Source organism: Thioclava kandeliae, assembly GCF_040297545.1.
GTDB lineage: Bacteria > Pseudomonadota > Alphaproteobacteria > Rhodobacterales > Rhodobacteraceae > Thioclava > Thioclava kandeliae.
The window spans coordinates 60420-85414 of sequence record NZ_JAYWLC010000014.1 but is presented as its reverse complement, the minus strand read 5'-3'; the positions used below and the strand labels follow the sequence as shown (position 1 = coordinate 85414).

22 protein-coding genes are annotated in these 24995 nt (G+C 64.0%); 9 read left to right on the top strand and 13 right to left on the bottom strand.

What is annotated here, in order from left to right:
* Positions 1-37: 37 nt before the first annotated feature.
* Both VSX56_RS15010 and VSX56_RS15005 read left to right on the top strand, forming a co-directional pair.
* Positions 38-844: an NAD-dependent epimerase/dehydratase family protein gene (locus tag VSX56_RS15010; RefSeq protein WP_350938307.1), complete on the top strand. Its 807-nt coding sequence runs from the start codon at positions 38-40 to the stop codon at positions 842-844.
* A gap of 49 nt (positions 845-893) precedes the next feature.
* Positions 894-2417 carry an aldehyde dehydrogenase (NADP(+)) gene (locus tag VSX56_RS15005; protein WP_350938305.1) on the top strand — a complete coding sequence of 508 codons (1524 nt, stop codon included), beginning with the start codon at positions 894-896 and terminating at the stop codon, positions 2415-2417.
* Between the two features lie 60 nt (positions 2418-2477).
* Here the strand turns inward: VSX56_RS15005 and VSX56_RS15000 are convergent, their stop codons facing one another.
* A complete protein-coding gene (locus tag VSX56_RS15000; protein WP_350938303.1) occupies positions 2478-3266 on the bottom strand; it encodes an IclR family transcriptional regulator domain-containing protein in 789 nt (262 codons plus the stop codon).
* A gap of 251 nt (positions 3267-3517) precedes the next feature.
* Here VSX56_RS15000 and bglB (VSX56_RS14995) point away from each other — a divergent pair, with 251 nt between their 5' ends.
* The 6 genes from bglB (VSX56_RS14995) to kduD are packed head-to-tail and all read left to right on the top strand — an operon-like array spanning position 3518 to position 9036.
* The gene (bglB, locus tag VSX56_RS14995; protein WP_350938300.1) at positions 3518-4603 is read left to right on the top strand and encodes a beta-galactosidase BglB; all 1086 of its coding nucleotides are present in this window, start codon (positions 3518-3520) and stop codon (positions 4601-4603) included.
* Positions 4604-4630: 27 nt separating this feature from the next.
* Positions 4631-5602: a TRAP transporter substrate-binding protein gene (locus VSX56_RS14990; RefSeq protein ID WP_350938298.1), complete on the top strand. Its 972-nt coding sequence runs from the start codon at positions 4631-4633 to the stop codon at positions 5600-5602.
* Positions 5603-5604: 2 nt separating this feature from the next.
* Entirely contained in the window at positions 5605-6132 is a 528-nt protein-coding gene (locus VSX56_RS14985) for a TRAP transporter small permease (RefSeq protein ID WP_350938296.1), read from the top strand.
* A 1-nt stretch (position 6133) separates the two neighbouring features.
* A complete protein-coding gene (locus tag VSX56_RS14980) occupies positions 6134-7435 on the top strand; it encodes a TRAP transporter large permease (RefSeq protein WP_349294717.1) in 1302 nt (433 codons plus the stop codon).
* Between the two features lie 33 nt (positions 7436-7468).
* Complete coding sequence (gene kduI, locus VSX56_RS14975; RefSeq protein ID WP_350938293.1) at positions 7469-8293, top strand: 5-dehydro-4-deoxy-D-glucuronate isomerase; 825 nt, start codon at positions 7469-7471, stop codon at positions 8291-8293.
* Positions 8293-9036: a 2-dehydro-3-deoxy-D-gluconate 5-dehydrogenase KduD gene (gene kduD, locus VSX56_RS14970; protein WP_434096042.1), complete on the top strand. Its 744-nt coding sequence runs from the start codon at positions 8293-8295 to the stop codon at positions 9034-9036. The genes kduI and kduD overlap by 1 nt, the downstream gene beginning before the upstream one ends.
* Here kduD and VSX56_RS14965 read toward each other — a convergent pair.
* From VSX56_RS14965 to VSX56_RS14940, 6 genes are all read right to left on the bottom strand, one after another.
* Positions 9033-10070, bottom strand: coding sequence for a LacI family DNA-binding transcriptional regulator (locus VSX56_RS14965; RefSeq protein WP_350938291.1), 1038 nt, complete (start codon positions 10068-10070; stop codon positions 9033-9035). The genes kduD and VSX56_RS14965 overlap by 4 nt on opposite strands.
* Positions 10071-11111, bottom strand: coding sequence for a carbohydrate ABC transporter permease (locus tag VSX56_RS14960; protein WP_350938289.1), 1041 nt, complete (start codon positions 11109-11111; stop codon positions 10071-10073).
* A gap of 1 nt (position 11112) precedes the next feature.
* Positions 11113-12057 carry a carbohydrate ABC transporter permease gene (locus VSX56_RS14955; RefSeq protein WP_350938287.1) on the bottom strand — a complete coding sequence of 315 codons (945 nt, stop codon included), beginning with the start codon at positions 12055-12057 and terminating at the stop codon, positions 11113-11115.
* Positions 12058-12152: 95 nt separating this feature from the next.
* A complete protein-coding gene (locus VSX56_RS14950; protein ID WP_350938285.1) occupies positions 12153-13241 on the bottom strand; it encodes an ABC transporter ATP-binding protein in 1089 nt (362 codons plus the stop codon).
* A gap of 43 nt (positions 13242-13284) precedes the next feature.
* Positions 13285-14364, bottom strand: a complete 1080-nt coding sequence (gene bglB, locus VSX56_RS14945; RefSeq protein ID WP_350938283.1) for a beta-galactosidase BglB — start codon at positions 14362-14364, stop codon at positions 13285-13287.
* Positions 14365-16950 carry a hypothetical protein gene (locus VSX56_RS14940; RefSeq protein WP_350938281.1) on the bottom strand — a complete coding sequence of 862 codons (2586 nt, stop codon included), beginning with the start codon at positions 16948-16950 and terminating at the stop codon, positions 14365-14367. It abuts the gene before it with no gap.
* 169 nt (positions 16951-17119) lie between these two features.
* Between VSX56_RS14940 and VSX56_RS14935 the strand changes: the two genes are divergently transcribed.
* Complete coding sequence (locus VSX56_RS14935; RefSeq protein ID WP_350938279.1) at positions 17120-18379, top strand: ABC transporter substrate-binding protein; 1260 nt, start codon at positions 17120-17122, stop codon at positions 18377-18379.
* A gap of 180 nt (positions 18380-18559) precedes the next feature.
* On the opposite strand, the gene VSX56_RS14930 is transcribed toward VSX56_RS14935, so the two are convergent.
* From VSX56_RS14930 to VSX56_RS14905, 6 genes are read right to left on the bottom strand one after another with little or no spacing between them, the layout of a single operon-like run.
* Positions 18560-19717 (bottom strand): alpha-hydroxy acid oxidase, encoded by a 1158-nt coding sequence (locus tag VSX56_RS14930; protein WP_350938277.1) that lies wholly within the window; start codon positions 19715-19717, stop codon positions 18560-18562.
* On the bottom strand, positions 19708-21099 hold the full coding sequence (locus VSX56_RS14925; protein WP_350938274.1) for an FGGY-family carbohydrate kinase: 1392 nt from the start codon (positions 21097-21099) through the stop codon (positions 19708-19710). Before VSX56_RS14925 ends, VSX56_RS14930 begins: the two co-directional genes overlap by 10 nt.
* A complete protein-coding gene (rhaM, locus tag VSX56_RS14920; protein WP_350938272.1) occupies positions 21096-21410 on the bottom strand; it encodes an L-rhamnose mutarotase in 315 nt (104 codons plus the stop codon). Before rhaM ends, VSX56_RS14925 begins: the two co-directional genes overlap by 4 nt.
* 2 nt (positions 21411-21412) lie before the next feature.
* Entirely contained in the window at positions 21413-22453 is a 1041-nt protein-coding gene (locus VSX56_RS14915) for an ABC transporter permease (protein WP_350938270.1), read from the bottom strand.
* Positions 22450-23427 (bottom strand): ABC transporter permease, encoded by a 978-nt coding sequence (locus tag VSX56_RS14910; protein WP_350938268.1) that lies wholly within the window; start codon positions 23425-23427, stop codon positions 22450-22452. The genes VSX56_RS14915 and VSX56_RS14910 overlap by 4 nt, the downstream gene beginning before the upstream one ends.
* Positions 23424-24968, bottom strand: a complete 1545-nt coding sequence (locus VSX56_RS14905; protein WP_350938266.1) for a sugar ABC transporter ATP-binding protein — start codon at positions 24966-24968, stop codon at positions 23424-23426. Before VSX56_RS14905 ends, VSX56_RS14910 begins: the two co-directional genes overlap by 4 nt.
* Positions 24969-24995: the final 27 nt, after the last annotated feature.

Sequence of the window (24995 nt, the reverse complement as noted above, 5' to 3'; positions counted from 1 at the left end):
CCTGCGGGCCGGTCCGCTTTTGACAAAGGAGATGACCTTGAAACGACTTCTGATCACAGGCGCGGCCGGTGGGGTCGGGCGTGCGATGCGCCCCCGCCTGCGCGATATGGCCCAGACCCTGCGTCTGGCCGATATGCTGCCCATTACCGATGCGGACACGCATGAGGAAACAGTGCTCTGCGACCTGAATGACGCACAGGCCGTGCGCGAGATGGTGCGGGGCTGCGATGGCATTCTGCATTTGGGCGGTAAATCCACCGAAGGGGATTTCGAGACCATCCTCGAAGGCAATATCCGCGGCCTCTACAATCTCTACGAGGCGGCGCGGGCCGAAGGCATCACCCGCGTGCTCTTTGCCTCCTCCAACCACACGATCGGCTTTTACGAGCAGGATCAGCGGCTCAAGACAACCGACCCGATGCGCCCTGACAGCCTCTATGGCGTGTCCAAATGCTTCGGCGAGGCGCTCGCCTCGATGTATCACGATAAATTCGGCATCGAGACCGCCATCGTGCGGATCGGGTCGTGCTTCGAGACGCCCGCCAATCACCGGATGCTTTCGACATGGCTCTCCTATAATGATTTCGCGGATCTCGTGGCTTGTGTCTTCCGCGCGCCCAAACTCGGCTGCCCCGTGATCTGGGGGGCGTCGGCCAATCCGGCGGGCTGGTGGGAAAGCGTGGGGGCCGAGGCGATTGGCTGGCATCCCAAGGACAGTTCCGAAATCTTTCGGGCCCAGATCGAGGCGATGGGCCCTAAACCCCCCGTCGATGACCCCAATAGCCGCTATCAGGGCGGTCTCTTCACGGTGGAGCCGATCCACCAGCGTCAGGGCGGGACGTGAGGCCCCTTTTGTCCCTGTTCCATAATTCCTAACGAGACGGAGAGTTCACATGAGTTTCATCCCGCATGGTAAGCATCTGGTTGCAGGCGCATGGATCGGCACCGAGGAGCGCTTCGCCTCCGATCCCGCGCATGGTCCGGCGCACCACTTCTCGGTGGGCACGCCTGCGCTTGTCGATCAGGCCTGCAAGGCCGCCGAAGAGGCGTTCTGGAGCTATGGTTATAGCATACGCGAGACCCGCGCGTCTTTCCTCGAGACCATCGCCGAGGAGATCGAGGCTCGCGCCGAGGCGATCACCGAGATCGGCACGCAGGAAACCGGCCTGCCAATAGCGCGGCTGCAGGGCGAGCGGGGCCGCACCACGGGCCAGCTGCGCCTCTTTGCCGCCCATATCCGCAAGGGCGAGTATCTCGACCGCCGCATCGATCTGGCCCAGCCCGAGCGCAAGCCCGCGCCGCGCCCCGAGATCCGGCTGATCGAGCGCCCCATCGGCCCCGTTGCGGTCTTCGGCGCCTCGAATTTCCCACTCGCCTTCTCGACGGCGGGGGGCGATACGGCGGCGGCCCTCGCCGCGGGCTGCCCCGTGGTGGTAAAGGGCCATTCGGCCCATCCCGGCACCGGCGAGATCATCGCCGAGGCGGTGGCCGCGGCGATTGCGCGCTGCGGGCTCGATGCGGGGGTCTTCAGCCTCATTCAGGGCGGCAACCGCCATGTGGGCCAAGCCCTTGTCGAGCATCCCGATATCAAGGCGGTGGGCTTTACCGGCTCTCTGGCAGGCGGGCGCGCGCTCTTCGATCTCTGCGCCAAGCGGCCCGAGCCGATCCCGTTCTTTGGTGAGCTGGGTTCGGTCAATCCGATGTTTGTGCTGCCCGCGGCCCTTGCGGCCAGAGGGCGCGAGCTGGGGGCGGGATGGGCCGCCTCGCTCAGCATGGGGGCAGGGCAGTTCTGCACCAATCCGGGGATCGCGGTCGTGCCTGCGGGCGCCGAGGGCGATGCCTTTGTCGCGGCCACTGCCGAGGCGCTGGCCAAGATCGGCCCGCAACCCATGCTGACCCACGGGATCGCGCGGGCCTATAACGAGGGGAAGGCCCGGTTTGACGCGCGCAATTCTGTCCGGCCGGTGATGACCACCGAAAGCACGGGCCGCGAGGCCCGCCCCAATCTCTACGAGGTCGCGGCAGGGAGCTTCCTCGAGGATCATGCGCTGAGCGAGGAGGTCTTCGGGCCGCTCGGGCTTGTGGTGCGCGTGGGCGCGGCCGAGGAGATGCGCGCTCTGGCCAAGGGCTTCGAGGGGCAGCTGACCGCGACGATCCTGATGGAAGAGGCCGATACCGAACTGGCGCGCGGGCTTTTGCCGGTGCTCGAGCGCAAGGCGGGGCGCGTGCTCGTCAACGGTTTCCCGACAGGGGTCGAGGTGGTGGACAGCATGGTCCATGGCGGGCCCTATCCGGCCTCGACCAATTTCGGCGCAACCTCCGTAGGCACGCTCTCGATCCGCCGTTTCCTGCGTCCTGTCAGCTACCAGAACTTCCCCGCGACGCTTCTTGGCGACGATCTCGTGGCCGCGCCCTGAGAGAGGGGCTATCGCGGCCTCGAGCGTAGGTTTCCGTCTCGCGCGCGGAGGGGGGAGGGGTCAGTCCGGCTCATAGCCCAGTGCGCGCGAGACATCCGCGCCTGCGTCGCGCAGCATGGCGATATAGTCCTCGCGCCGTGCGGGGTCGAAGCGGAAGAGCGGGAAGGCGATGGAGATCGCGCCGACCGACTTGCCCAGATGGTTGCGGAGCGGCACCGCCATGCAGCGCACCCCGGCCTCGCTTTCCTCGATCTCCTCGGCAATGCCCTGCTCCCGCACGGTTGCGAGTTGTTCGAGCAGGGTTTCGGGCGTGGCAATCGTGTTGGGCGCGCAGGGTTCGAACTGCATCTGCGCCAGACGTTCCTCGATTTCCTGTGGGTCACGGAAGGCCAGAAGCGCCTTGCCGAGCGAGGTGGAATGCAGCGGGTTGCGCATGCCGGTCGTGCATTTCATCGCGAGGTTATACATGGAAGGATAGCCGTGGATATAGACCACGCGCTGTTCACCCGCATCCAGCACTCCCAGATTGATCGACTCCCCCGTGGCCCGAGAGAGTTGACCCATGGCCCGGTCGGCGACCTGCAACAGATCGCTCTCCTGTTTGAGCGCGCGTGCCGCGACCGAGAATAGCTTCATGGTAAGCCCGTAGCGTTCAGTCTCGGGGTCCTGGCTCACATAGCCCAGATCGACCATGGTCTGCAGAAGCCTGTGGGTCGTGCTCTTCGAGGTCATCGCATGTTGCGCGATCGTGGCCAGACTTGCCTGTTGGTCCTGCGAGAGCGTCTCGAGCACCGCGAACACCTTCAACACCGAGGCGACATTGTCGGATTTCTGCGCTTTTTCGTCCATCCAGCCATTCCTATTATTATGAAACTGCATTCTGAAAAAGTTACATACGAATGTCAATCACTCATACGGCATTGTAAGTAACTGTCGTTTCTACAAATTATAAAAATGGATTGGCGTTTTATTTTTCTTGAATCTAGATATGAACTATATTTCCTTAATTTACGGAATGTCGTTCCATAAAAATAGAGGACGGGGCGCCGGGAGGAGGAGACATAGTTATGCACCCGTTGCTGCGCCAAAAGGAGCGGTTCATGCCGCGCGAGGAGGTCTGCGCGCTGATCGACCGCCTGACCGAGAACCTGATCTCGATCAAGGACCGGACGGGCGAGTTCCTGCTGCGCCTCGAGGATGGCCGTGTGATCGATACCAAGGGCTGGGCGGGCTGGGAATGGACACACGGAATCGGGCTTTACGGGCTTTTTCGCTACGCCCAACTGACCGGGCAGGCGCGGGCTATGCAGATCATCCGTGACTGGTTCGAAGCGCGGCTGGCCGAGGGCACGCCCACCAAGAACATCAACACCGTCGCGCCGTTCCTGACCATGGCCGAGCTCTATGCGCAGGATCGCGATCCCAGATGGGTCCTTTATCTCGAAGAGTGGGCCGAATGGGTGATGCACAAGATGCCGCGCACACGGATCGGCGGGCTGCAGCATATCGTCTATAACTCGGTCAACGACCAGCAGATGTGGGATGACACGCTGATGATGTCGGTCCTGCCGCTGGCGCGGATCGGGCAGGTTCTGGGGCGGCCCGACTATATCGAGGAGGCCAAATACCAGTTCCTCGTCCATGCCCAATATCTGATGGATACGCAGACGGGACTGTGGTTCCACGGCTGGACCTCGGAGGGCAATCACAACTTCGCCCGTGCGCTCTGGGCGCGGGGCAATAGCTGGATCACCATCGCGATCCCCGAATTCATCGAGATGCTGCGCCTGCCCGAGGGTGATCCGCTGCGCCGTCATCTGGTGATGATCCTTGCGCGGCAGGCACAGGCGCTGCGCGCGATGCAGGCCGAAAGCGGGCTCTGGCACACGCTTCTCGATGATCCCGAAAGCTACGAGGAAGCCTCGGCTGCGGCGGGCTTCGGTTATGGGCTTCTCAAGGCGGTGCGGCTGCGGCTTCTGCCGCCCGACTATGCGCAGACGGCCGAGCGGTCGGTGCGGGCGGTGATCGGGCGGATCTCGCCCGAGGGAGAGTTGCGCGATGTGTCCTTCGGGACCGCGATGGGGAGCGATCTCGACTATTACCGGCAGATCCCGCGCACCTCGATGCCCTATGGGCAGGCCATGGCGATGGTTTGTCTGACCGAATACCTACGCGGATATATCTGATTTCATTGGATCTTAGGGAGGAGAGCCATGAAGGGACTGATGATGGGAGCGGCGCTTTTGGCACTGATGGCGGGGGCCGTTCAGGCCGAGACTTTGCGCTTTGGCTATGCCAGCAATGCGACCCCCACCAAGGAGGCGATGGCCAAATTCGGCGATCTGGTGGCCGAGAAGACGGGCGGCGGGGTCACGGTGACCTTTTTCCCCGATGGCCAGCTTGGCGGCGAGCGCGAGCTTGTCGAGATGGTGCAGGGCGGACTTCTCGATATGACCAAGGTCTCGGGCGGGCTGATGGAGAGCTTCTCGCCGGTCTACGGGGCTTTCTCGATGCCCTATCTCTTCGATGATACCGCGCATTTCTACCGTGCGATGGAGGATGACGCGATCATGGGCCCCGTCTATGCCTCGACCGAGGGGCAGGGGATGGTGGGCCTCACCTATTACGACTCAGGCGCGCGCAGTTTCTATACGGCCAAGAAACCGGTGGAAACGGTCGAGGATCTGAAGGGACTCAAGATCCGCGTGATGCAGAGCCCGACCTCGATCGAGATGGTCAAGATGCTGGGGGCCGCCCCCATCGCGATGGACCAGAGCGAGGTCTATACCTCGATCCAGCAGGGCGTGCTCGATGGCGCCGAGAATAACGAATATGCCCTCACGGTCGCGCGTCATGGCGAGGTGGCAAAATACTATAGCTATGACATGCATACCCGCATCCCCGATATCGTGCTGATCTCGACGGCGGCGCTGGGGCGCCTGACCCCCGAAGAGCAGGCGGCGGTGCGCGAGGCTGCTCGCGAGAGCACGGCCTTCCAGAAGGAGGCCTGGACGCAGGCCACCGAGGCCGAGAAGAAGACCGCCGCCGAGAGTTTTGGCGTCACCTATACCTATCCCGATGTCGCGGCTTTCCAGAAGGCGGTGCAACCCATGTATGACGCGCTCTCGGAGACCCCCGAGAAACAGGCGCTGGTCGAAAAGATCCGCGCGCTGGCGGGCCAGTGAAGATGGGGGCGGCAACAGGGGCCCTGCGAAGGGCCCTCGATCTCCTGATCGGCGCCTTCTGTTGCGGGCTTCTGGCGGGGATGGTGGCCATTCTCGCCTGGCAGGTCTTCAGCCGCTATGTGCTGGGCGATCCCTCGACCTTCTCGGAGGAACTCCTGCGCTACGGGGTGATCTGGCTCTCGCTTCTTGGTGCCGCTCTTGCGACGGGGCGGGGTGCGCATATGGCCATCGATCTGTTGCCGGCACTCGTGCCTGCGCGCGCGCGGGTCTGGTTTGCCGCCCTCGGGCCGCTTTCGCTCATGATCTTCGGTGCGATGGTGCTGGGTTGGGGCGGCTGGCACGGGGTGCAGATTGCCTCGGGCCAGACGAGTGCGGTGCTGCGACTGCCGATGGGGGCAGTCTATGCGGCGCTGCCGGTAAGCGGCGCGCTGATCGTGCTCTACAGCGCCCTCAATCTTCTTGATCTCGCCCGTCGCAGAGCCGCCCGCGAGACTGACCCGATAGAGCATGCCCTGAGCGTGGGAGACTGACATGGCTGGACAGGCAAGTCTGATATTGCTGGGCGTCTTCGGGATGCTCTCGATCCTCGGGGTCCCGCTTGCGGTTGCGATCGTGGCGGCGGCGCTGGCGGCGGTCATGCTGGCGGTGCCGCTCGATATGGCGCTTTTCACGGCGGCGCAGAAGATGATGGCGAGCCTCGACAGTTTCTCGCTCCTGGCCGTGCCCTTCTTCATCCTCTCCGGGGTCATGATGAATTCGGGAGGTATTGCGGTGCGGCTCGTCGATTTCGCGAAGCTGATCTCGGGGCGTGTGCCGGGGGCGCTCGCACAGACCAATATCGCGGGCAATATGCTCTTCGGCTGTATCTCGGGCTCGGCCATCGCCGCATCCACCTCGATCGGGGGGGTGATGGTGCCCATGAGCCGCAAGGAGGGCTATGACAACCGCTTTGCCGCCGCGATCAACATCGTCTCTGCGCCGACGGGGATGCTGATCCCGCCGACCACGGCCTTTATCATCTATTCGCTCGTCTCTGGCGGCACCTCGATCTCGGCGCTGTTTATCGGCGGTGCGGTTGCGGGGCTCCTGTGGGGGCTGGGGCTCATGGTGGTGACGGCCATCATCGCGCGCAAGCGTGGCTATGGCCACACCGGCTTTCCGGGCTGGGCGGCGGCAAGGCGGATCACATGGGCGGCCGCGCCTAGCCTTATGCTGATCGTCCTCGTGATCGGCGGTATCACCTGCGGCATCTTCACCGCGGTCGAAGCCTCGGGGATCGCGGTGCTCTACACGCTCCTTCTGGCGCTGGTCATCCACCGCACGGTGCGGCTCCGCGATGTGCCGAGGTTCCTCATCGAGACCACGCAGATCACCGGCACGATCATGCTTTTGCTGGCGGCCTCGGCGGCACTGAGCTTTGCCATGGCCTTTACCGGCATTCCGGCGGCGATCTCGGCGCTGATCCTCGGGGTCAGCGACAACCCTCTGGTGGTGATGCTGATCATCAATCTCATCCTCCTCGTGGTGGGCTGTTTCATGGATATCGGCCCCGCCATCCTGATCTTTACCCCGATCCTGCTGCCGATCGTGCAGAAGGTGGGCTATGACCCCACCCATTTCGGGATCATCCTCGTGTTCAATCTCGCGATCGGCACGATCACCCCGCCGGTGGGCACTGGCCTCTTTGTCGGGGCCGCCGTCGCACAGGAAAGGGTCGAGCGGATCATTCCGGTCCTCGGACCCTTCTATGTGCTTCTCTTCACCCTGCTGCTCCTGGTCACCTATGTGCCCGCACTGACGATGACCCTGCCGCGGCTCTTCGGGCTCCTCTGAGGCCGAACCACTATCCCAAGGAGATATCTTGCAATGCTGAGCGTCGAAACACGTCATGGCGTCCATCCCAATCATGCCAAGACCATGGATACAGAGGGGCTGCGTGCGGCCTTTCTGGGGCAGGGGCTCTTTGCTCCGGGCGAGATCCGTCTGATCTACACCCATTACGAGCGCTTCGTGCTGGGGGCAGCGGTGCCTCAGGGCGCGCCCCTTACACTCGATCATGTGCCCGAGACCAAAACCCCTTCCTTCCTCGACCGCCGCGAGATGGGCATCGTCAATATCGGCGGGGCGGGGATCGTGCACGCGGGCGGCGAGACCTACGAGATGGCGCAGGGCGATGTGCTCTATCTCGGGATGGGCAGCGGGCCTGTGACCTTCGAGGGGGAGGGGCGGTTCTATATCACCTCCTGCCCCGCGCATAGGGCCTGCCCCTCGCGCCTCGTGACGCTGGCCGACTGCAAGGAAGTCGCCATGGGCGATGCGGCCAGCTCGAACAAGCGCATCATCAAGCAGTTCATCCATCCGCAGGTAATGGAGAGCTGCCAGCTGATCCTCGGCTATACGTCGCTGATCGAGGGCTCGGTCTGGAACACGATCCCCAGCCATATCCATGACCGCCGGATGGAGGCCTATCTCTATTGGGGGATGGCGCCCGAAGCGCGCGTGCTGCATCTGATGGGCGTGCCCGAGGAAACCCGCCATCTGTTCATCGCCAATGAGGAGGCCGCGATCTCTCCGCCCTGGTCGATCCATTCGGGCGCGGGGATTGGCGCCTATACCTTCATCTGGGCGATGGCGGGCGATAATGTCGATTATACCGATATGGACTTCATCCAACCCGGAGATCTGCGCTGATGTCGGGGCTGTTTTCCCTCGACGGGCAGAAGGCGCTGGTCACAGGCGCCAATACCGGCATCGGCCAGGCTATCGCGGTGGCCTTGGCGGGGCAGGGGGCGGATGTCACCTGCGCGGGGCGGCGCAGCTGCGCCGAGACGGTGGCGCTGATCGGGGCGGCGGGGGGCAGGGCCTCCGACCTCCGCCTCGATTTCGCCGATCCCTTTGCCGCGCGCGATGTGTTTGCGGGGGCCGAATACAGCCTTCTGGTCAATAATGTGGGCATCATCCGCCGCGCCGACAGCGTCGATTTCCCCGAAGAGGATTGGGATGCGGTGATGGATGTGAATGCAAAGGCGCTCTTTTTCACCTGTCAGGCTTTCGGGCGGGCGCTGATCGCGCAAGGCGGGCAGGGCGCGATTGTCAATATCGCCTCGCTCCTGTCGTTCCAAGGAGGTATCCGCGTGCCCTCCTATACCGCGTCCAAACATGCGGTGGCGGGGCTGACCAAGATCCTTGCCAATGAATGGGCACCACATGGCATTACCGTCAATGCCATCGCGCCGGGCTATATCGCGACCAATAACACCGAGGCGCTGCGCGACGACCCTGCCCGCTCGCGTGCCATTCTGGAGCGGATCCCCGCAGGGCGCTGGGGCGCGCCCGAGGATATCGCGGGCACGGCGGCCTATCTGTGCTCGCCCGCCGCGCGCTATGTGACGGGGGCGATCCTCAATGTCGATGGCGGCTGGCTCGCGCGCTAGCCTCTAGCGCGCCTCCCTCGGGGGGCGCAGCTGCCGCGCTGCGTAAGCTGGCAGCCCAGTTCGATCCGCCGCGCCAGAAAGCCGTTCTTGCGGCGCAGCGCCAGCTCCAGCTCGTCGAGCGCGGTCACCGCGATCTCGTCGAGCGGCGGGTGGATCGAGGTGAGCGGCGGCTGCGACATCTGGCCTGCAAAACTGTCGTCAAACCCCATGACCGAGACATCCTCGGGGACGCGCAGCCCGTGGTCCTGCAAGGCTTTCATCACCCCGAGCGCGATATTGTCCGACAGGCAGAGCATCGCTGTGACCGGCATCCTGCCGCCTTGCGCCGCAATCCATGCACCCATCTCGCGCGCCACGATATCGGGCGCAAAACCCGAAAGCCGCAATATCCAGTCCTCGGGCGAGGCGATGCCATGATCGCGCAGCGCCTCGCGAAAGCCCGCCTCGCGGCGGCGGATCGTGAAGCGGCCCGACCACGAGACGCAGAGGATCTCGCGATGCCCCAAATCGAGGAAATGGCGCGCGCCGAGTGCTGTGGCATAGGTGTTGCCGATGCCCACCGAACTCACCCGTGACGTCGGATCGAGGCCGAAAAGGAGCACCGAAGGCCGCTCCTGCGCGGCCAGCCGGTCGAGAAGCACGGGGTTCTCGTCGAAATGGATCACGATCGCTTCGGCATCGGAGGCCGCGATCCCCGCCATCACCAGATCGGGGTCGAGCGTCTCGCCGGGGCTGAGCACCGGATCGAGCCGCACGCCGCGGGCCTCGCATTCGGCACGCAGCTTCTCAAGGATGCGCCATGAGGTGAAATTGGTCTCCGAGGGGCGCAGCATCGCCTCGGGGATCGCCAGCACGATGGATTGCAATCCCGCCTGCGAGGCGCGGCGGACGCGGGTGTCGATATAGCCCTGCGCCCGCGCGATCTCGAGAATGTCGCGCCGTTTTTCGTCGGAGATCCGGTCATGGCCGCTCAACGCGCGGCTGACGGTGCTGACGGAGACGCCCGCGACTTCCGCGATCTTCTTCAGGCTCATTCACTTCACTCCGGAATTGGCAACGCCTTCGGTAATGTATTTCTGCAGGAAGAGGAATATGATCGTCACCGGCAGGAGTGCCACCACGGTCATGGCGAGGATATAGTGCCACTCGACCGTGAATTGCCCCTGAAACGCATTCAGACCCAGTTGAAGCGTGTAGTTCTTGGGGCTCGACAGCACGATGAGCGGCCAAAGGAAGTCGTTCCAGCGCCAGATCACCGAGAAGATCGCCAGAACGGCCAGCGCCGGCGCCGAGAGCGGCAGGATGATCTTCCAGTAGATGCGGAACTCGGAGGCCGCATCGACGCGGGCCGCCTCGATCAGGTCATCGGGGATAGTCAGCATATATTGCCGCAGGAGGAACACGCCGGTGGGGGTGGCCACCGTCGAGAGGATCACCCCCCAGAGGTTATCGGCAAGGTTGAGCCCCACGATCACCATGAAGGCCGGCACCATGATCACCGAAAGCGGCAGCATCAGCGTCGAGAGGATTAGCACAAAGATCGTGGTGGAGCCACGGAAGCGGTATTTCGAGAGCGCGAAGGCCGCCATCGAGTTCAGCAGGAGCGTGAGCACCGTCGCCACCGCCGTCACGAAGACCGAGTTGCGCAGATAGGTCGCAAAGGCGAAGCTTTCGAGTGGCTCGGTATAGTTTGACCATTGCGGCGCGATCTCGGTCTGTTTGCGCAGCGCCTCTGCGGGCACGCTCAGGCGGGTATCGGGCTGGGCGGGGTCGATCACCGTGGCCTTGAGCCCGATCCGGCGCACGAGCCCTACGACCCGCGCTTGCTCGCCCTCGCCCATCAGATAGGCGGGCAGGGGCGCATCCTGCCCTTCGACCGTGACCGTCTCGGCGGCATATGGCAGCAGCGTCGGCGGGAAGCTGTTGATCTCGGCAGGCGGTTTGAACGAGGACAGGAGGGCCCAGCCGATCGGGATGGCGATCACCAGCGTGCCGAGGATCAGCCACAGATAGGAGAGGATATCGGTGATATCCATACGCCCTTTGGTACGGGTGCGGGTGAGGAAAGCGAGCATCTCAGTTCTCCATTTTCTTGCCGAGCCAGAGCTGCAGGAGCGTCAGCACCAGAAGCGCGAGCCCCATCAGCACCGAGGCCGCAGAGGCCAGCCCGTAGAGCCGCACATCGGTGGCAAAGGCGGTCTCGTAGATGAATTGCACAACGAAAGTATTGGCCGTGCCCGGCCCGCCGCCATCGGTGAGCACCCACGCCTCGTCGAAGACCTGCACGCTGCGGATCAGCAAAAGCACCATCACCACAAGAAGGTTGGGGAAGAGGAGCGGCAGCGTCAGCCGCCAGAACTGCCGCCAGCGGGAGGTGCCGTCGATCTTGGCGGCCTCGTAGATATCGCGCGGGATGGCCTGAAGCCCCGCGAGGATGATCAGTGTATAAAAGCCCATATGGAACCAGATCGAGACATAGATCACCCAGAAGCGCGACCAGAGCACCTCGAGGAAAAAGATCACCTGCGTCCCCAGCAGATCGGCCAGCATCGCGTTCAGAAGCCCGTTACGCGCCAGAAACCACTTCCACACCAATGCCACCACCACCGGCGACAGGAGGACCGGATAGAAGAAGACCGCGCGGAAGAAAGCCTTGCCGCGGGTCAGCCGGTTGAGAACCAGCGCGGTGATCAACGCCACGACCAGCGTGCCGGTCGCGTTGAAGGCGGTATACCAGAGCGTGTTGAAGACCGCGGTCCAGAACAGGTCGAGCTGGCAGGTGGCGGGCGCGAGATAGCTTTCGCAATCAAAAAGCTGCGCGAAATTCTCGAAGCCCACATAGGGCCGTTCCCATAAAAGCAGATTGGTGCCGCCGGTAAAGGCATAGCCGATGGCCAGCAACACTGGCACAAAAACAAAGATCGCGAAGAGAGCCATATTCGGCGCAACGAACACATAGGGCATGCGCTTGGGCCCGATCCGGCTCTGGAGCGCGGCAAAGGGCCATTCAACGGCGCGCATGAGCCAGGTTCCCGCTTCAGACAAGGGCCGGACGGGGGGCGTAGGTTCGGAAGCATCGGTTTTGAGTGTGGCGGGGGACGTGGTGGAGCGCGCCATTATGCCGCCCCCAGCCGCAGACCGCTTTCGGTATCGAAAAGATGGACATGCCCCGCCTGCGGCCGCACGCGGATGACATCGCCTGTACGGGCCTCGAAATGGTTTGGCACATGCAGGATCGAGAGGCTCTCGGCCCCGTTAAGCCGCCCGTGCAGATAGGTCTCGTGGCCCAAGCTCTCGGCGCGCTCGATGACCAGATCGAGCGCGTCGGGGCCCGTGACCCCCACCTCGAAATGCGAGGGCCGGATGCCGAGCGTCACCGCGCGCCCTGCCTCGACGCCGCCCAGAGGCAGGGTAAGGCCGCCGGTCTCGCGGGTGGTGATGCGCGCCCCCTCTGGCGTGAGCGCGGTAATCTCGCCCTGATAGAGGTTCATCCGCGGGCTGCCGATGAAGCCTGCCACAAACAGATTTGCGGGGCGCTCGAAGAGATCGAGCGGGCGGCCCACCTGCTCGACACGCCCGCCATTCATCACCACGATCTTCTGCGCCATTGTCATCGCCTCGACCTGATCGTGGGTCACATAGATCATCGTGGTGCCCAGTTGCTGGTGCAGGCGGCTGATCTCGCCACGGGTCTGCACGCGCAGTTTCGCATCGAGATTGGAGAGGGGCTCGTCAAAGAGAAACACCCGCGGCTGGCGCACGATGGCGCGCCCGATCGCCACCCTTTGCCGCTGCCCGCCCGAAAGCGCCTTGGGCTTGCGGTCGAGATAGGGGCCAAGCTCGAGCATCCGCGTGGCCTCGGCGATCCGCGCCTCGATCTCGGGCCGTGGCATACGCAGGTTCTCGAGCCCGAAGGAGAGGTTCTTGCGCACGCTCAGATGCGGATAGAGCGCATAGGACTGGAACACCATCGAGATGCCGCGTTCGGTCGGGGTGAGGCGGTTGACCACCTCCTCATCAAAGCTCAACTCGCCCTTCGAGATGGTCTCGAGCCCCGCGATCATGCGCAGCATCGTCGATTTTCCGCAGCCCGAAGGCCCCACCAGCGCGACGAACTCCCCTTCGTCGATCTGCAGGTCGATGCCGTGGATGACTTCAAGCCCGCCATAGGCCTTGGTAAGCCCTTTCAATTGGATAGACGCCATGTTTTCCTCCTCCCAAAGGATGCGCCGCCGATCGTCTCACCGATCAGCCGGCGCGGTCGTATTCCATCAGAAACAGGCTTCCCAGCGCCTGTCCGTAAGGTGTGGGCAGATTGGGGATCTGCCGGTAGAACTCGAGCGTATCGCCCATCGGGGTCCCGTCGGACACATCGTGCAGGAAGCCGCTCTCGTCGATCCGCCCGATCAGGGCGGGCAGGGCGCGGGTGACGATGTCGCCATATTCGGGCCCGATCAGCCCCTCGCGCAGCCCCGCCAGCACGCCATAGGCAATGCCCGCCGTGCCCGAGGCCTCGACGGGGCTTGCCGGATCATCGAGCAGCGTATGGAAGAGCCCTTCTGGGTTTTGCAGCGCGCGCAGGGCCCGCACCTGTGTCAGATAGACCTCGCGCAGATAGCGCGCGACGGCCCCTTCGGGCGGGCAGATGCGGAAGAGCTCGGGGATTGCGATGGTCACCCACGCATTGCCGCGCGCCCAGAGCGCCCGCGCATAGTTATGTCGCCCCTCGAAAGTCCAGCCATGGAAAAAGAGCCCTGTCTCGCGGTCGCCCAGAAACCTGACATGGCTAAGGTATTGATACTGGGCATCCTCGATCCAGTCGCGCCGCCCGAACATCCGCCCCGCCTGCGCCACGAACAGCACCGCCATGACCAGCGTGTCATCCCAGAGCTGGCCGTCATTATCGCGCTCCTTGACGGTATGCTGGTAGCCGCCTTCCTCGGTCTTGGGCATGGTGGTGTGGAGCCATTCCGCCCAGTCTTGGATGAGGCCGCGCCAGTCCTCGCGCCCATTCTCGGGGCCCAGCCTTTCGGCCAGAAGCGCCAGCGCCAGCATGGGGGCGGTCGAGTTGACCTGTCGGCGCGGCAATCCGCGTGCGATCTGGCGGTCATACCAGCGGGCAAGCCGCGCCAGAGCGGCGGTGTCGCCCTCGGCCTCGGCGCGGCGGAACTCGCCATAGAGCCCCACCCCGACCTCCCAGTCCCATTCGTCGAAAACGATCTCGTCACCGGCGTCCATCCCTTCGTCGCCAATGCCCTTGAGACGGAGGAAACCGGTGGAGAGCGCGGCAATCGCGCGGCGCAGATCGTGGGCTATATCAAGGGTCATTCATACCTCCAGAGGCGTGAGGGGCGCCCCGTCGAAACCGACATGGGGCACGAGAGAGAGGGGGGCGAAGGGCAGGGCCGCCCCGTCGCGCAGCGCGCCGATGGCAAAATCCGCCGCATAGCGATGGCCGTCATGCTGCCAGTCGAGCCGCAGCGCCTGCGCATCGAAGCCGGGCCGGAGCGCGCGGGCCGCGGCGATGAACTGCCCGAATTCTCCATGCGTCGCCTCTGATCCGGCAAAGACGAGCCAGCCCGCGCGGGCCGCGTGATTGCGCCATTCCTGATGGCGGTAGAGGCCGGTTTCGAGCGGCTCGAGCGGGGCCGAGGACCAGATCGCCGCATAGCCCTCGCCCGAGCGCTCGAAGAGCCATTGCCCCTCGAGCCGGCATTCGTCCAGCAGTTCGACCGGCGCGAAAACATGGGTGAAGCGCACCGGATGGCCATGGCGGTCGAGATCATAGACAAGCGCCGCCACCGGCCCTTCCTGATAGACGCGCGGCACGGTGCCATTGGCCATCCAGTAGGAGGGCCGCCCGCCACCCCAGACCTTCAGCTCGCCCGGATGGCTGATCCAGCTGCGCGCCAGCGGATGGGCGGCAAACTGCACCTCGCTCACATGTTGTTGATGGCCCGGATCGCCGGTGCGATGGCCGGTGACCGACGAGAGCTGCACATCGCGTGATTTCCACAAAACAAGCCTGGCGGTATCGTCCAGCCCCTGCGTATAGCGCGCCACCAGCGTCTTGTGCCCGCCCAGATCCGCAAGCCCTGCGCAGGCCGCAGGCGGCACATAATCGGAGAGCGCAAAGAGGGCTGCCGCCCGCTCGTGGCCCTGACACCAGATGCCGCCAAAGGCGATGGCCGCCACCGCGCCAAGCTCGGTGGCAGGCCCCGCGAAGAGCTCCTTCTCATAGACGCGCCCCTGCGTGCCCACAGGCATTCCCTCGACACAATGGAGCGCGCACATCACGAAGATGCGATCGATCAGCGCATCCGCGCGGGCGCGCGGACCCGCATCGGGGCAGCATTCGCGCAGCGTGAAAAGGCCCAGAAGATCGATCGGGTAATAGCAGGACGAGTTCCACTCGGCCAGACCATGCTCCTCGACAGAGGCAAACCAGCGCTGCAGTCGCGCCTCGGCGCGGGCTTTCTGCTCGCGCCCCGTCCGGCCGCTGCCCGGGAAGATCTCGTCGGGGAAGGTCTCGCCCGCGAGGTATTGCGCCACATGGAAGCAGAAGGCGTGGTTTTCGCTCCAGAACCACATCACATCATTGCCCGGCTCATCGAGCCAGTAGCGGAAGCCGAGGATCGACTGGCGCACCCGCGCCCAGAGCGCCTTGGGCAGCACCGTTCCGGCATGGTCGCGATAGGCCCAGATCAGCGGCAGAAGCCAGAAATCGGCGCAATCATGGCGGCGGTCGATGGCCTGCATCGTATGGGTGAAGATCGCCTCGATCTCGGGGGTCGCGCCCCCCTCGCGCAAGAGCAAAAGCCCGCGCGAGATGCTGCCGCCCGCCTCGCGCGCGATGCGCGCCCGCGCCTCGGCCTTGCGGGTGGCGAGATTGGCGCCCGCGAGCCGCGTGATCTCGCCCATGATCGTAGTGCCGAGCGCATGGTCGAGGCGCACATCGCCCACCTGCGCGCTGAAGGCCAGCCCGTAGCAGCCCGGTGCGATGCCCGCGACATCGAAGAGCGGATGCACCTCGCCCGCCCGCGCGATGGTGAAGCGCACAGGCGCGGCCAGAGGCAGGCGGTCGGCCAGAACATTCATCGTGGTGCTGGCATCGGCGAAGCGCCCGTCATGCAGGATGATCTCGACGGGGGCTGCGGGGCTATGATCGCAGGTGAGGCAGAGATGCCCCTCGAGATGGAAGAGCCTTGTCGTGCGCAAAGCGGCCAGCGTCGCCTCGACATCCCTGAGCCGCGCCGGATCGACCTCCGCCTCGACCCCCGCGCGCAGATCCGCCCCCGCGATAAGCCCGAGCCGGAAGAAGCAGCTGGTGTCGCGCTCGTGCAGATCCTCGAGCCGCATCACCAGCTCATGCGCCCCCGCGCCCAGATCGAGCGTGACGCGGGCGCGATGGGGAATGTTGCGATCGAGCGGCGCATGGGTGGCCACAAGCGCGCCATCGCACCACAGATGGAGCACACCGCAGGTTTCGAGTTCGAGCGTGACGGCTTGCGCCACAGGGCTTTCGAGACGGGCGCGGGCAAAGCGCGCGATCCGTGTGGGCTCGAAGCAGAAGGTCGAGAAATCGACCCGTGGGTTCTCGCCGCCGAAATAGACCTCGGTGAAGGTTTCGGGTGCGGGTGGCACGGGTGCCAGATCGGGCAGGATTGCGCGGAAGGCCTCGCGACAGGGCAGATCGCCGGTCGCGACCCAACCATTGACGAAGCGGTAATCCACCTGATCGGGATGCGGACGCGCCACGCCGTGATAGAGCTCGGCCTCGGCGGGCGTCAGTAACCACCGATTGATAGATTCGCCCTCCCCGAGCGGCCACCAGACGGTTTGCGTGGCATTTTGCGCAAAAGTTTTCTTATGAATTGATGCGGACAGCGTGGGGCTGTTTGCGGTCGTGATCAAGGCTCTACCTCCCAAATATTGCCTTAACACAAGCCAAATTGGCTTAATATCATTGACTTAGGCACAGAGCTGACCGAATGTCTAGAAGTCTTTCAGAGGAGCGTTGGAGCATTTCCTCCGACGAGAAAGACAAAAGCGCAATAATTTGCGCAAAAAAGGGAGGAGACCCATGTTCAAGATCATTACAACCGCAAGTCTTCTTGCGCTGGCCGCAGGCGCGGCCTTTGCGCAAGACAAGATCAGCTTTGCCTTCACCGATGACGACCCCGCCTATATCGCGCGGATGCAGGAGCTGGTGGAGGAATTCGAGGCCGAGAACCCTGATATCGATGTCGATTTCATCACCGCAGGCTATGCGCAGCTCGTCGAGCAGCTGCCCTTGCAGCTTGCGGTGGGGCAGGGGCCGGATCTGGCCAAGATCGCCGATCACGGGCTCATGCGCTACACACTCGATCTCAGGCCCTATATGAAGGATCCTGACGGGTTTGCGGCCCTGCATGGCGCGAGCCTCGATCTTCTGAAGGCGCCCGATGCGCCGAAGGACAAGATCGGTGGCTTCATGCTCTCGCAGACGCTCAACCTGCCCTTCATCAACAAGACGCTCTGGGATCAGGCGGGCGAACCGCTGCCCGCAAAGGGGGCCACGCTCGAGGATATCGTCGAGGCGTCGCAGCGCGTGGCAAAAGCCACGGGGATCGATATTCCCTTCACGATGGACCGCTCGGGACACCGCTTTACCGGCCCAGCCTTCTCCTACGGCGCGCATTTCGTCAAGGATGGCAAGATCGTCTTCCCCGATGCGGCGGCCAAGGCCTATATCACCGATCTCTACAGCTGGACCCAGTCGGGTGCCTTCCCTCGCGAGATGTGGGGGGCAGCCGGTGGCTCGCGCTACAAGAATATGGGCGATGAATTCATCGATGCGAATGTCGCCACCTACTTTGCGGGCAATTGGATGGTGAACCCGTTCCAGACCAAGATCGGGCAGGATTTCGAATGGACGGTGCTCGACGCGCCCTGTGGCGAGGGCGGTTGCATCCCGATGCCGGGCGGGACCTTCCTTGCCGCCTTCAACACGACAAAACATCCGGAAGCGGTGGCGCGGCTCGTCGAGTTCCTTGGTTCCGAGAAGGTGGTGCGCGAGCTGGCCGAGCGCTTCATCGTTATTCCGGGCGCGCAGATCAAGGACCTGCACTACCAGCTCGACGATCAGAGCGCCAAATCCGCGATGGAGGTGTTCGTGCGCAATGCGCCGCAGGTCACGCCCGAGATCCGCGCCTGGTCGGCCTTCCCGGGGATTCAGGCGGTGCAGGCGGCAATCGTGCAGCGGATGTCGCAGCTGATCGTCGGTGAGCTGGACCTGCCCGAGACCTTTGAGCGGCTCGAAGGCGACATGGCGGGCATCAATGCGGAGCTTGCAAGTCGCTGAGGTCTTCCCCCGTCCAGACCTGAAGAGATCGCGGACAGCAACGCTCTGCCTACGATCTCTTTGCACGAACGACGCTGCGGGAAGCCTGCGGCCGTCGCGAAGGGCTTGACCCGATGCATGCCGCATGGGCTGACCCCATGCCAAAGGATCGGACGCCATCACGCGCACCGCATGATCCACCTAAGGCAGGCTGGCACGCTTCCGGATCATCTCCGGCCGGAGCTCGGAGAGGCTGGCGCAGCCCATGAGCTGCATGTCACGGATGATTTCGTCGCGCATGCGCGAGAGCATGCGTTCGATCCCCGGTTGGCCGGCGGCGGCGAGCGGAAACAGATAGGCCCGCCCCAGCCCCACCGCCTTGGCCCCCAAGGCGAGCGCTTTGAGCACATGGGTGCCGCGCTGCACGCCGCCATCGATCATCACATCGATCCGGTCACCCACCGCCTGCACGATCTCCTCGAGCTGGTCGAAGCCCGTGCGCGAGCCATCGAGCTGGCGGCCGCCATGGTTCGAGAGCACGATCCCCGCACAGCCGATATCGGCGGCACGGCGCGCATCCTCGACGCTCATCACCCCCTTGAGGCAGAACGGCCCGCCCCATTCGGCCACCATCCGCGCCACATCGTCCCAATCCATCGAAGGGTCGAGCATCTCGGTGAAATAGCGCCCGATGGTCAGGCTGTCGCCCTTCATGTCGATATGCTGGTCGAGCTGCGGGAGCGAGAATTTCTCGCTGCGGACATAATTGATCCCCCATGCGGGCTTGAGGGCGAATTGCGCCATTCCGCCCTTAGTCAGCCGGAACGGGATCGAGAAGCCCGTGCGCAGGTCGCGCTCGCGATTGCCGCCGGTGATACTGTCGACGGTCAGCATCATCACCTTGATCCCGCAGTCCTTGGCTGCCTGCATCATCGCGGAATTGAGGGCCCGATCGCGGTGGAAGTAGAACTGGTAGACCTGCGGGGTCCGGTGTTTCTGCGCAAGTTCCGCCATGGAGACGGTGCCGAGTGAGGACACACCGCACATGGTCCCGAAATTTTCGGCAGCAGCGGCGGTCGCCCGTTCGCCCTGATGGTGAAACAGGCGCTGGAGCGCGGTCGGCGAGAGATAGACCGGCAACTCGATCCGCTGGCCCATGACCGTGGTCGACAGATCCACCTGTGCCACCCCGCGCAGGATATTGGGCACCAGATCCACGGCCCCGAAAGCGGCGCTGTTGCGACGCAGGGTCACCTCGTCATCGGCCCCGCCATCGATATAGTCAAAGATGGGCCGCGGGAGACGTCTTTTCGCCAACAGACGGAAATCGTGAAAATTATGGCAATCGTTCAGGCGCATGTCGTCTCTCCTACCTCGTATGACCAATGTGCGGCGTAACGGCGCATGGCGTCTGCTGGTCCGCCTGTGGGCGGCGCAACGGGGAGAGGAAATGCCATCGCCCCCAATGCCTGCGGTCCGGTCACCAGAAGCGCCGCCCCTATGCTGGTGCCGGTGGCCGATCCCGCGATCCGCACGCCCTCGGGGCTGAGGATCGCAAGCATCTGGGCAAAATCATCATTGCGGGCAAAGGGTCCTTCGATGATGACCGGTCCGCGTGCGCGCGCCAGATCAAGGCAGGTGCGGGTCACGAGCGCGAGATACCACGAGAGGGCAAGCATCCGCTCGCCGGGGGTCCGGGGCGTGGATGTCCAGTGATGGTGACGCCCTTTGAACGGCCCGCTATCGGCGCTGACCGAGGGCATCAGCCGCACGTCCCGCGCCAGAACGCCCGCGCGGTCTTCGGGCGTGGGTGGCGCGACGCCCTCTTGCGAGATCAGCTCATAGGCGCGACCGCCCATATAACGCCCCGAGGGCACGGGCCGGCCGAGCGCATCGACATTGACCAGAAGATCGCGGTCCGGATCGAGGTCACCAGCTTGGCTGCCGACTGCCATCGCCACGACCCATGTCCCTGTGGAGACAACCGAGAACGGCGCCTCATTGGCCAGAAGATGCGGGTAAAGAGAGGCGTTGCTGTCATGGATGCCGCAATGGACAGGTGTGTCTGCCGCCATACCGGTGAGGGCCGCGATCTTGGGCGTGATCGGGCCCAGTACCTCGGCACTCCGGCGCGGGGGGGCGATCTTGTCGGCGATCCCGAGCCTGTCCGGCAGATCCGAAAACCGCCCCCTCTGCGGCTCCCACAGATCGGTATGGCAGCCAAGCGAGGTCACATCGCTAGCAATCTCGCCCGTCAGCCGGAACCCCCAATATTGCGGATAGGTCACGATATGGGCCACGCGCCCCGCCAGCGCTGGATCACGGGCCAGAAGCCAGTGCAGTTGAGCGCCCAGGTTCAATCCCGCGCCCAGACGCGGGCTACCGGTGCGGGCAAAAGGCGGGCGGAGCGCCTCATAATTCGCCGCCAGTTCCTCGGGGCCGCGATCCTCGTAATCGAGCATCGGGCAGGCGGGCTGGCCTTGCGCATCCAGAAGGACGGCCGCTGCGCCATGGGTCGTGACCGAGATCGCGTCGATCCCGTATTCCGACTGTAAGCGTGTCAGTTCGGCAAGAAAAAAGGCCCAGTGACCCTCGAGATCGATATGGCGATAGGGCGGGCCCTCTATCACATGATTGGGGCGGGTGACAACGGCCAGCTCGCTCAGGCTCCGTGCATCGACCAGCGCGAGTTTGGCATTGGTCTTGCCGACATCGATGACAGCGATATGGCGCGGGGTCATGGCATATGGAACACCGCGACGAGCGGCGTCTCCACGGGGCGGTTATCGGGATGGGTCTGCATGATATCGGCCATATGTGCCCACCAGCGTTTCATCACCGGATGGTCGGGCAGGGGGGCCATGGCTCTGGCGCTCTCGCGCCACATCACACCAAAAAGCGCATTGGTCTCGGGGTCGAGATGGATCGAGTAGTCACGGACCCCTGCCTCGCGCAAAAGCGCGGTCAGTTCGGGCCAGATCTCGTCATGGCGCTTGCGGTATTCTTCGAAGCAGCCCGGATTGAGCTGCATCCGGAACGCGTATTTCTCCATGATCAGGCCCTCCGGATCCGGTTCGACCAGATCTTCCACAGGCGCGGTAGCGCAATGACGCCGATCAGGAGCGCGCCGATCACGATCGACATCACGATGCCGGGTACATTGAGAAGCCCCAGCCCGAAGGTCACGAGCCCCATCACGATGGCCGCGAGCACCACGCCCATAATGGTGCCCGAGCCGCCGAGGATATTGACGCCGCCAAGCACGACCATAGTCACCACCTCGAGTTCCATCCCCGTGCCGATCGAGGGGCGGGTGGAGCCCAACCGCCCGGTCAGGCACAGCGCGGCGAGCCCCGACATCAGCCCCGTCATCACGAAGAGCACCATCTTCACCCGCTCGACGCGGATGCCCGAGAACACCGCGGCAGTGGCGTTGTTGCCCACCGCATAGACCGCGCGACCAAAATTGGTTTTGTGCAACAAGATGCCATAGGCCACCGCCAGCAAGGTGAAGATCACCAATTCGACTGAGATCACCCAGAAGGTATAGCCCTGACCAAACCAGCTGATCCCCGCCGGATAGCCACGGAACGCCCCATCGCCCAGCACGATATAGCTGATGCCACGGAAGAGGCTCATGGTTCCGATCGTCACCACGATGGAGGGCAGGCCGAGCCGCGTGACGAGCACGCCATTGAGGATACCGCAGACAAGCCCGGTGAGGAGCGCGGCCACCACGATCGCGGGCGTGCCGAACCCCGCTTGCATCACCACCCCCATCATCGTCGAGGCTAGCGCGACGATGGAGGCGACCGAGAGATCGATCTCGCCCGCGATGATCAGCAGCGCCATCGGGAAGGCGATCATTGCCTTCTCGGTGAAGTTGAAGGTGGCATCCGAGAGGTTCCACGCATCAAGGAAATAGGGCGAGGAGAGCGCGTTGAGGATAAAGATCGCCACCGCCACCACGGCCAGAAGCGTCTCCCAGCTTTTGAGATAGCGCTGCGCGGGCGAGTGCAGGCGGTCGGGGATCTGGCGGCCTGTCACGGGCGCCGTGGCGGGGGAATAGTCGGTATCGCTGGATATGATGCTCATTTCGCGGCCTCCGCCGATTTGAGGATGATCCGGCCCTTGCTTCGGCTAGAGCGCGAGTTGACGGTCACGGCGATCAGGATGGCCGCGCCCGAGATGGCAAGCTGCCAGAAGGGCGAGATCGAGGCGACGGGCAGGGCGTTCTTGATCACGCCAAGGAAAAGCGCGCCCAGAACCGCGCCGGTCACGGTGCCCGCACCGCCCGCGATCGAGATACCGCCGATGACGCAGGCCGCCACCACATCGAGTTCGAACCCGCCCGCGATATCGACATAGGCGACCGCATAGCGCGAGATCCACAGATAGCCCGCAAGCCCCGCCAGCGCCCCCGAGAGGACGAAAGCCGTGAATTGCGTGCGCCCGACATTAAGCCCCGTATAGACGGCTGCATGCGGGTTGCCGCCCACGGCAAAGAAGGCGCGCCCGAGGGGGGTGCGGGTCATCACGAGCCCCATCACCAGCGCCACGGCGATCCCGATCCAGCCCAAGAGAGGCAGGCCGAGGATCTGCGCGCGCGGCAGGCCGGTGAAGGCGGCGCTCATCTGATAGGCATTGATCCACTTGCCATCCGACAGAAGGAAAATGATACCACGGAAAATGGTCATCGTCCCGAGTGTTACCACGATCGGCGGGATGGAGAGCTTCCAGACGAGCACCCCATTGATCGCGCCGAGCACCGCACCCAGACCCACCGCGACGAGTACGATGACCCCGATGGGCAGATCTGGGTAGGCCACGTTGAGCATAGCGCAGACCATACCGGTAAGCGCGAGATTGGCCGCGACCGAAAGATCGATGCAGCGCGTGAGGATTACCACCATCTGCCCCAGCGCCAGAATGACCAGAGGCGAGGTGTCGGTCCAGAGATTGAGCAGGTTGCCGGGCGCGATAAACTCGGGGAAACGGCTCGCGACCAGTGCCACCAGGACGAGGATCGCGCCGCTCAGGAGCGCCTCGCGCGATTTCAGGAGGCTCATGCCGCTTCTCCTCTTGGCTGGGCGCCGGAGATGCCTGCGGCATGGCGCACGAGGGTTTCGGGGGTCAGGTCATCGCCTGTCAGCTCGGCCGCGATCCGGCCCTCGCGCATGACGATGACGCGGTCGGACATTCCCAGAACCTCCGGTAGCTCGGAGCTGACCATGATCACCGAGAGCCCTTCGGCGGCGAGTTCGGACATGAAATCATGCACCGCCGCCTTGGAGCCGATATCGATGCCCTTGGTCGGCTCGTCGAGGATGATGACGCGGGGCTTGGTGGCCAGCCATTTGGCGATGACCACCTTCTGCTGGTTGCCACCCGAGAGGCTGCCCACCGTGGTGTCGAGCGAGGCCGCGCGCAGATCGAGCCGCTGGGTATAGTGCCGCGCGAGGGCGAATTCCTCGGCCATACGGGTGAAGCCGCGCGACGAGAGCCGCTTGAGCGAGGGCAGGGTGACATTCTGGAAGATCGGCAGGGCAAGGATCGCGCCCTGTTTGCCGCGGTCCTCGGGCACATAGACGATACCGGCCTCGATGGCGGCGGCGGGCGAGCGGATGATGCGGACATCGCCATCGATCCGCGTCACGCCCTTGGAAGGGCGGGTCAGCCCGATGAGCGATTGCATGAATTCCGAACGCCCCGCGCCCACGAGCCCGTAAAAGCCGAGGATCTCGCCGCGATTGAGCGTGAAATTGATATCCTCGAACTCGGTCGGATGCGAATATCCCACGACTTTCAGCAGCTCCGGCCCGATGCGGGCAGGGCGCTTGGGATAGATCTGGTCGACGGAGCGACCCACCATCAGCTGCACCAGCTGGGCTTCGGTGATATCCGACATCCGCCCCTCGCCGATGAACTGCCCGTCGCGGAAGACCGTCCAGTGATCGGCGATGCGGAAGATTTCGTCGAACTTGTGGCTGATGAAGAGGATGGCCTTGCCCTGCACCTTCAGGTGCTCGACCAGCTCGTAAAGCTCCTCGATCTCCTTCTGGCTGAGCGCGGCGGTGGGCTCGTCCATAATAACGACCTTGGCGTCCACAGAGAGCGCGCGGGCGATGGCCACCAGATGGCGCGAGGCGATGCCGAGATCGCGCAGCTTTACCTGCGGGTCGATCTCGGCGCCGATGGAGACGAGGATCTCGGCCGCCCGTGCCCGCATCGCGCGGCGGTCGATCAGCCCGAAGCGGGTGCGCGGCGCATGGCCGATGAAGATATTCTCGGCCACCGACAGTTCCTCGAAGAGCACCGTCTCCTGATGGATCGCGGTCACGCCCGCATCGGAGGCCGCCCGTGCCGTCGGGAAGGAAACCGGTTGACCATCGAGAAGGATCTGCCCGCCATCGGGCTGGTAGATGCCGGTCAGGGTCTTGACAACGGTGGATTTTCCCGCGCCATTCTCGCCGATCAGCGCGGTCACCTCGCCTGCATGAAGATTGAGTATGACCTGATCGAGCGCCTTCACGCCCGGAAAGCTCTTGGTGATCTTGTTGAGCGACAGCACCGGACATGCGGCACCAGCCCGCGCAAATTGCTTGCTCATGGGGGCCTCGTTAAACGGATGGAAAAT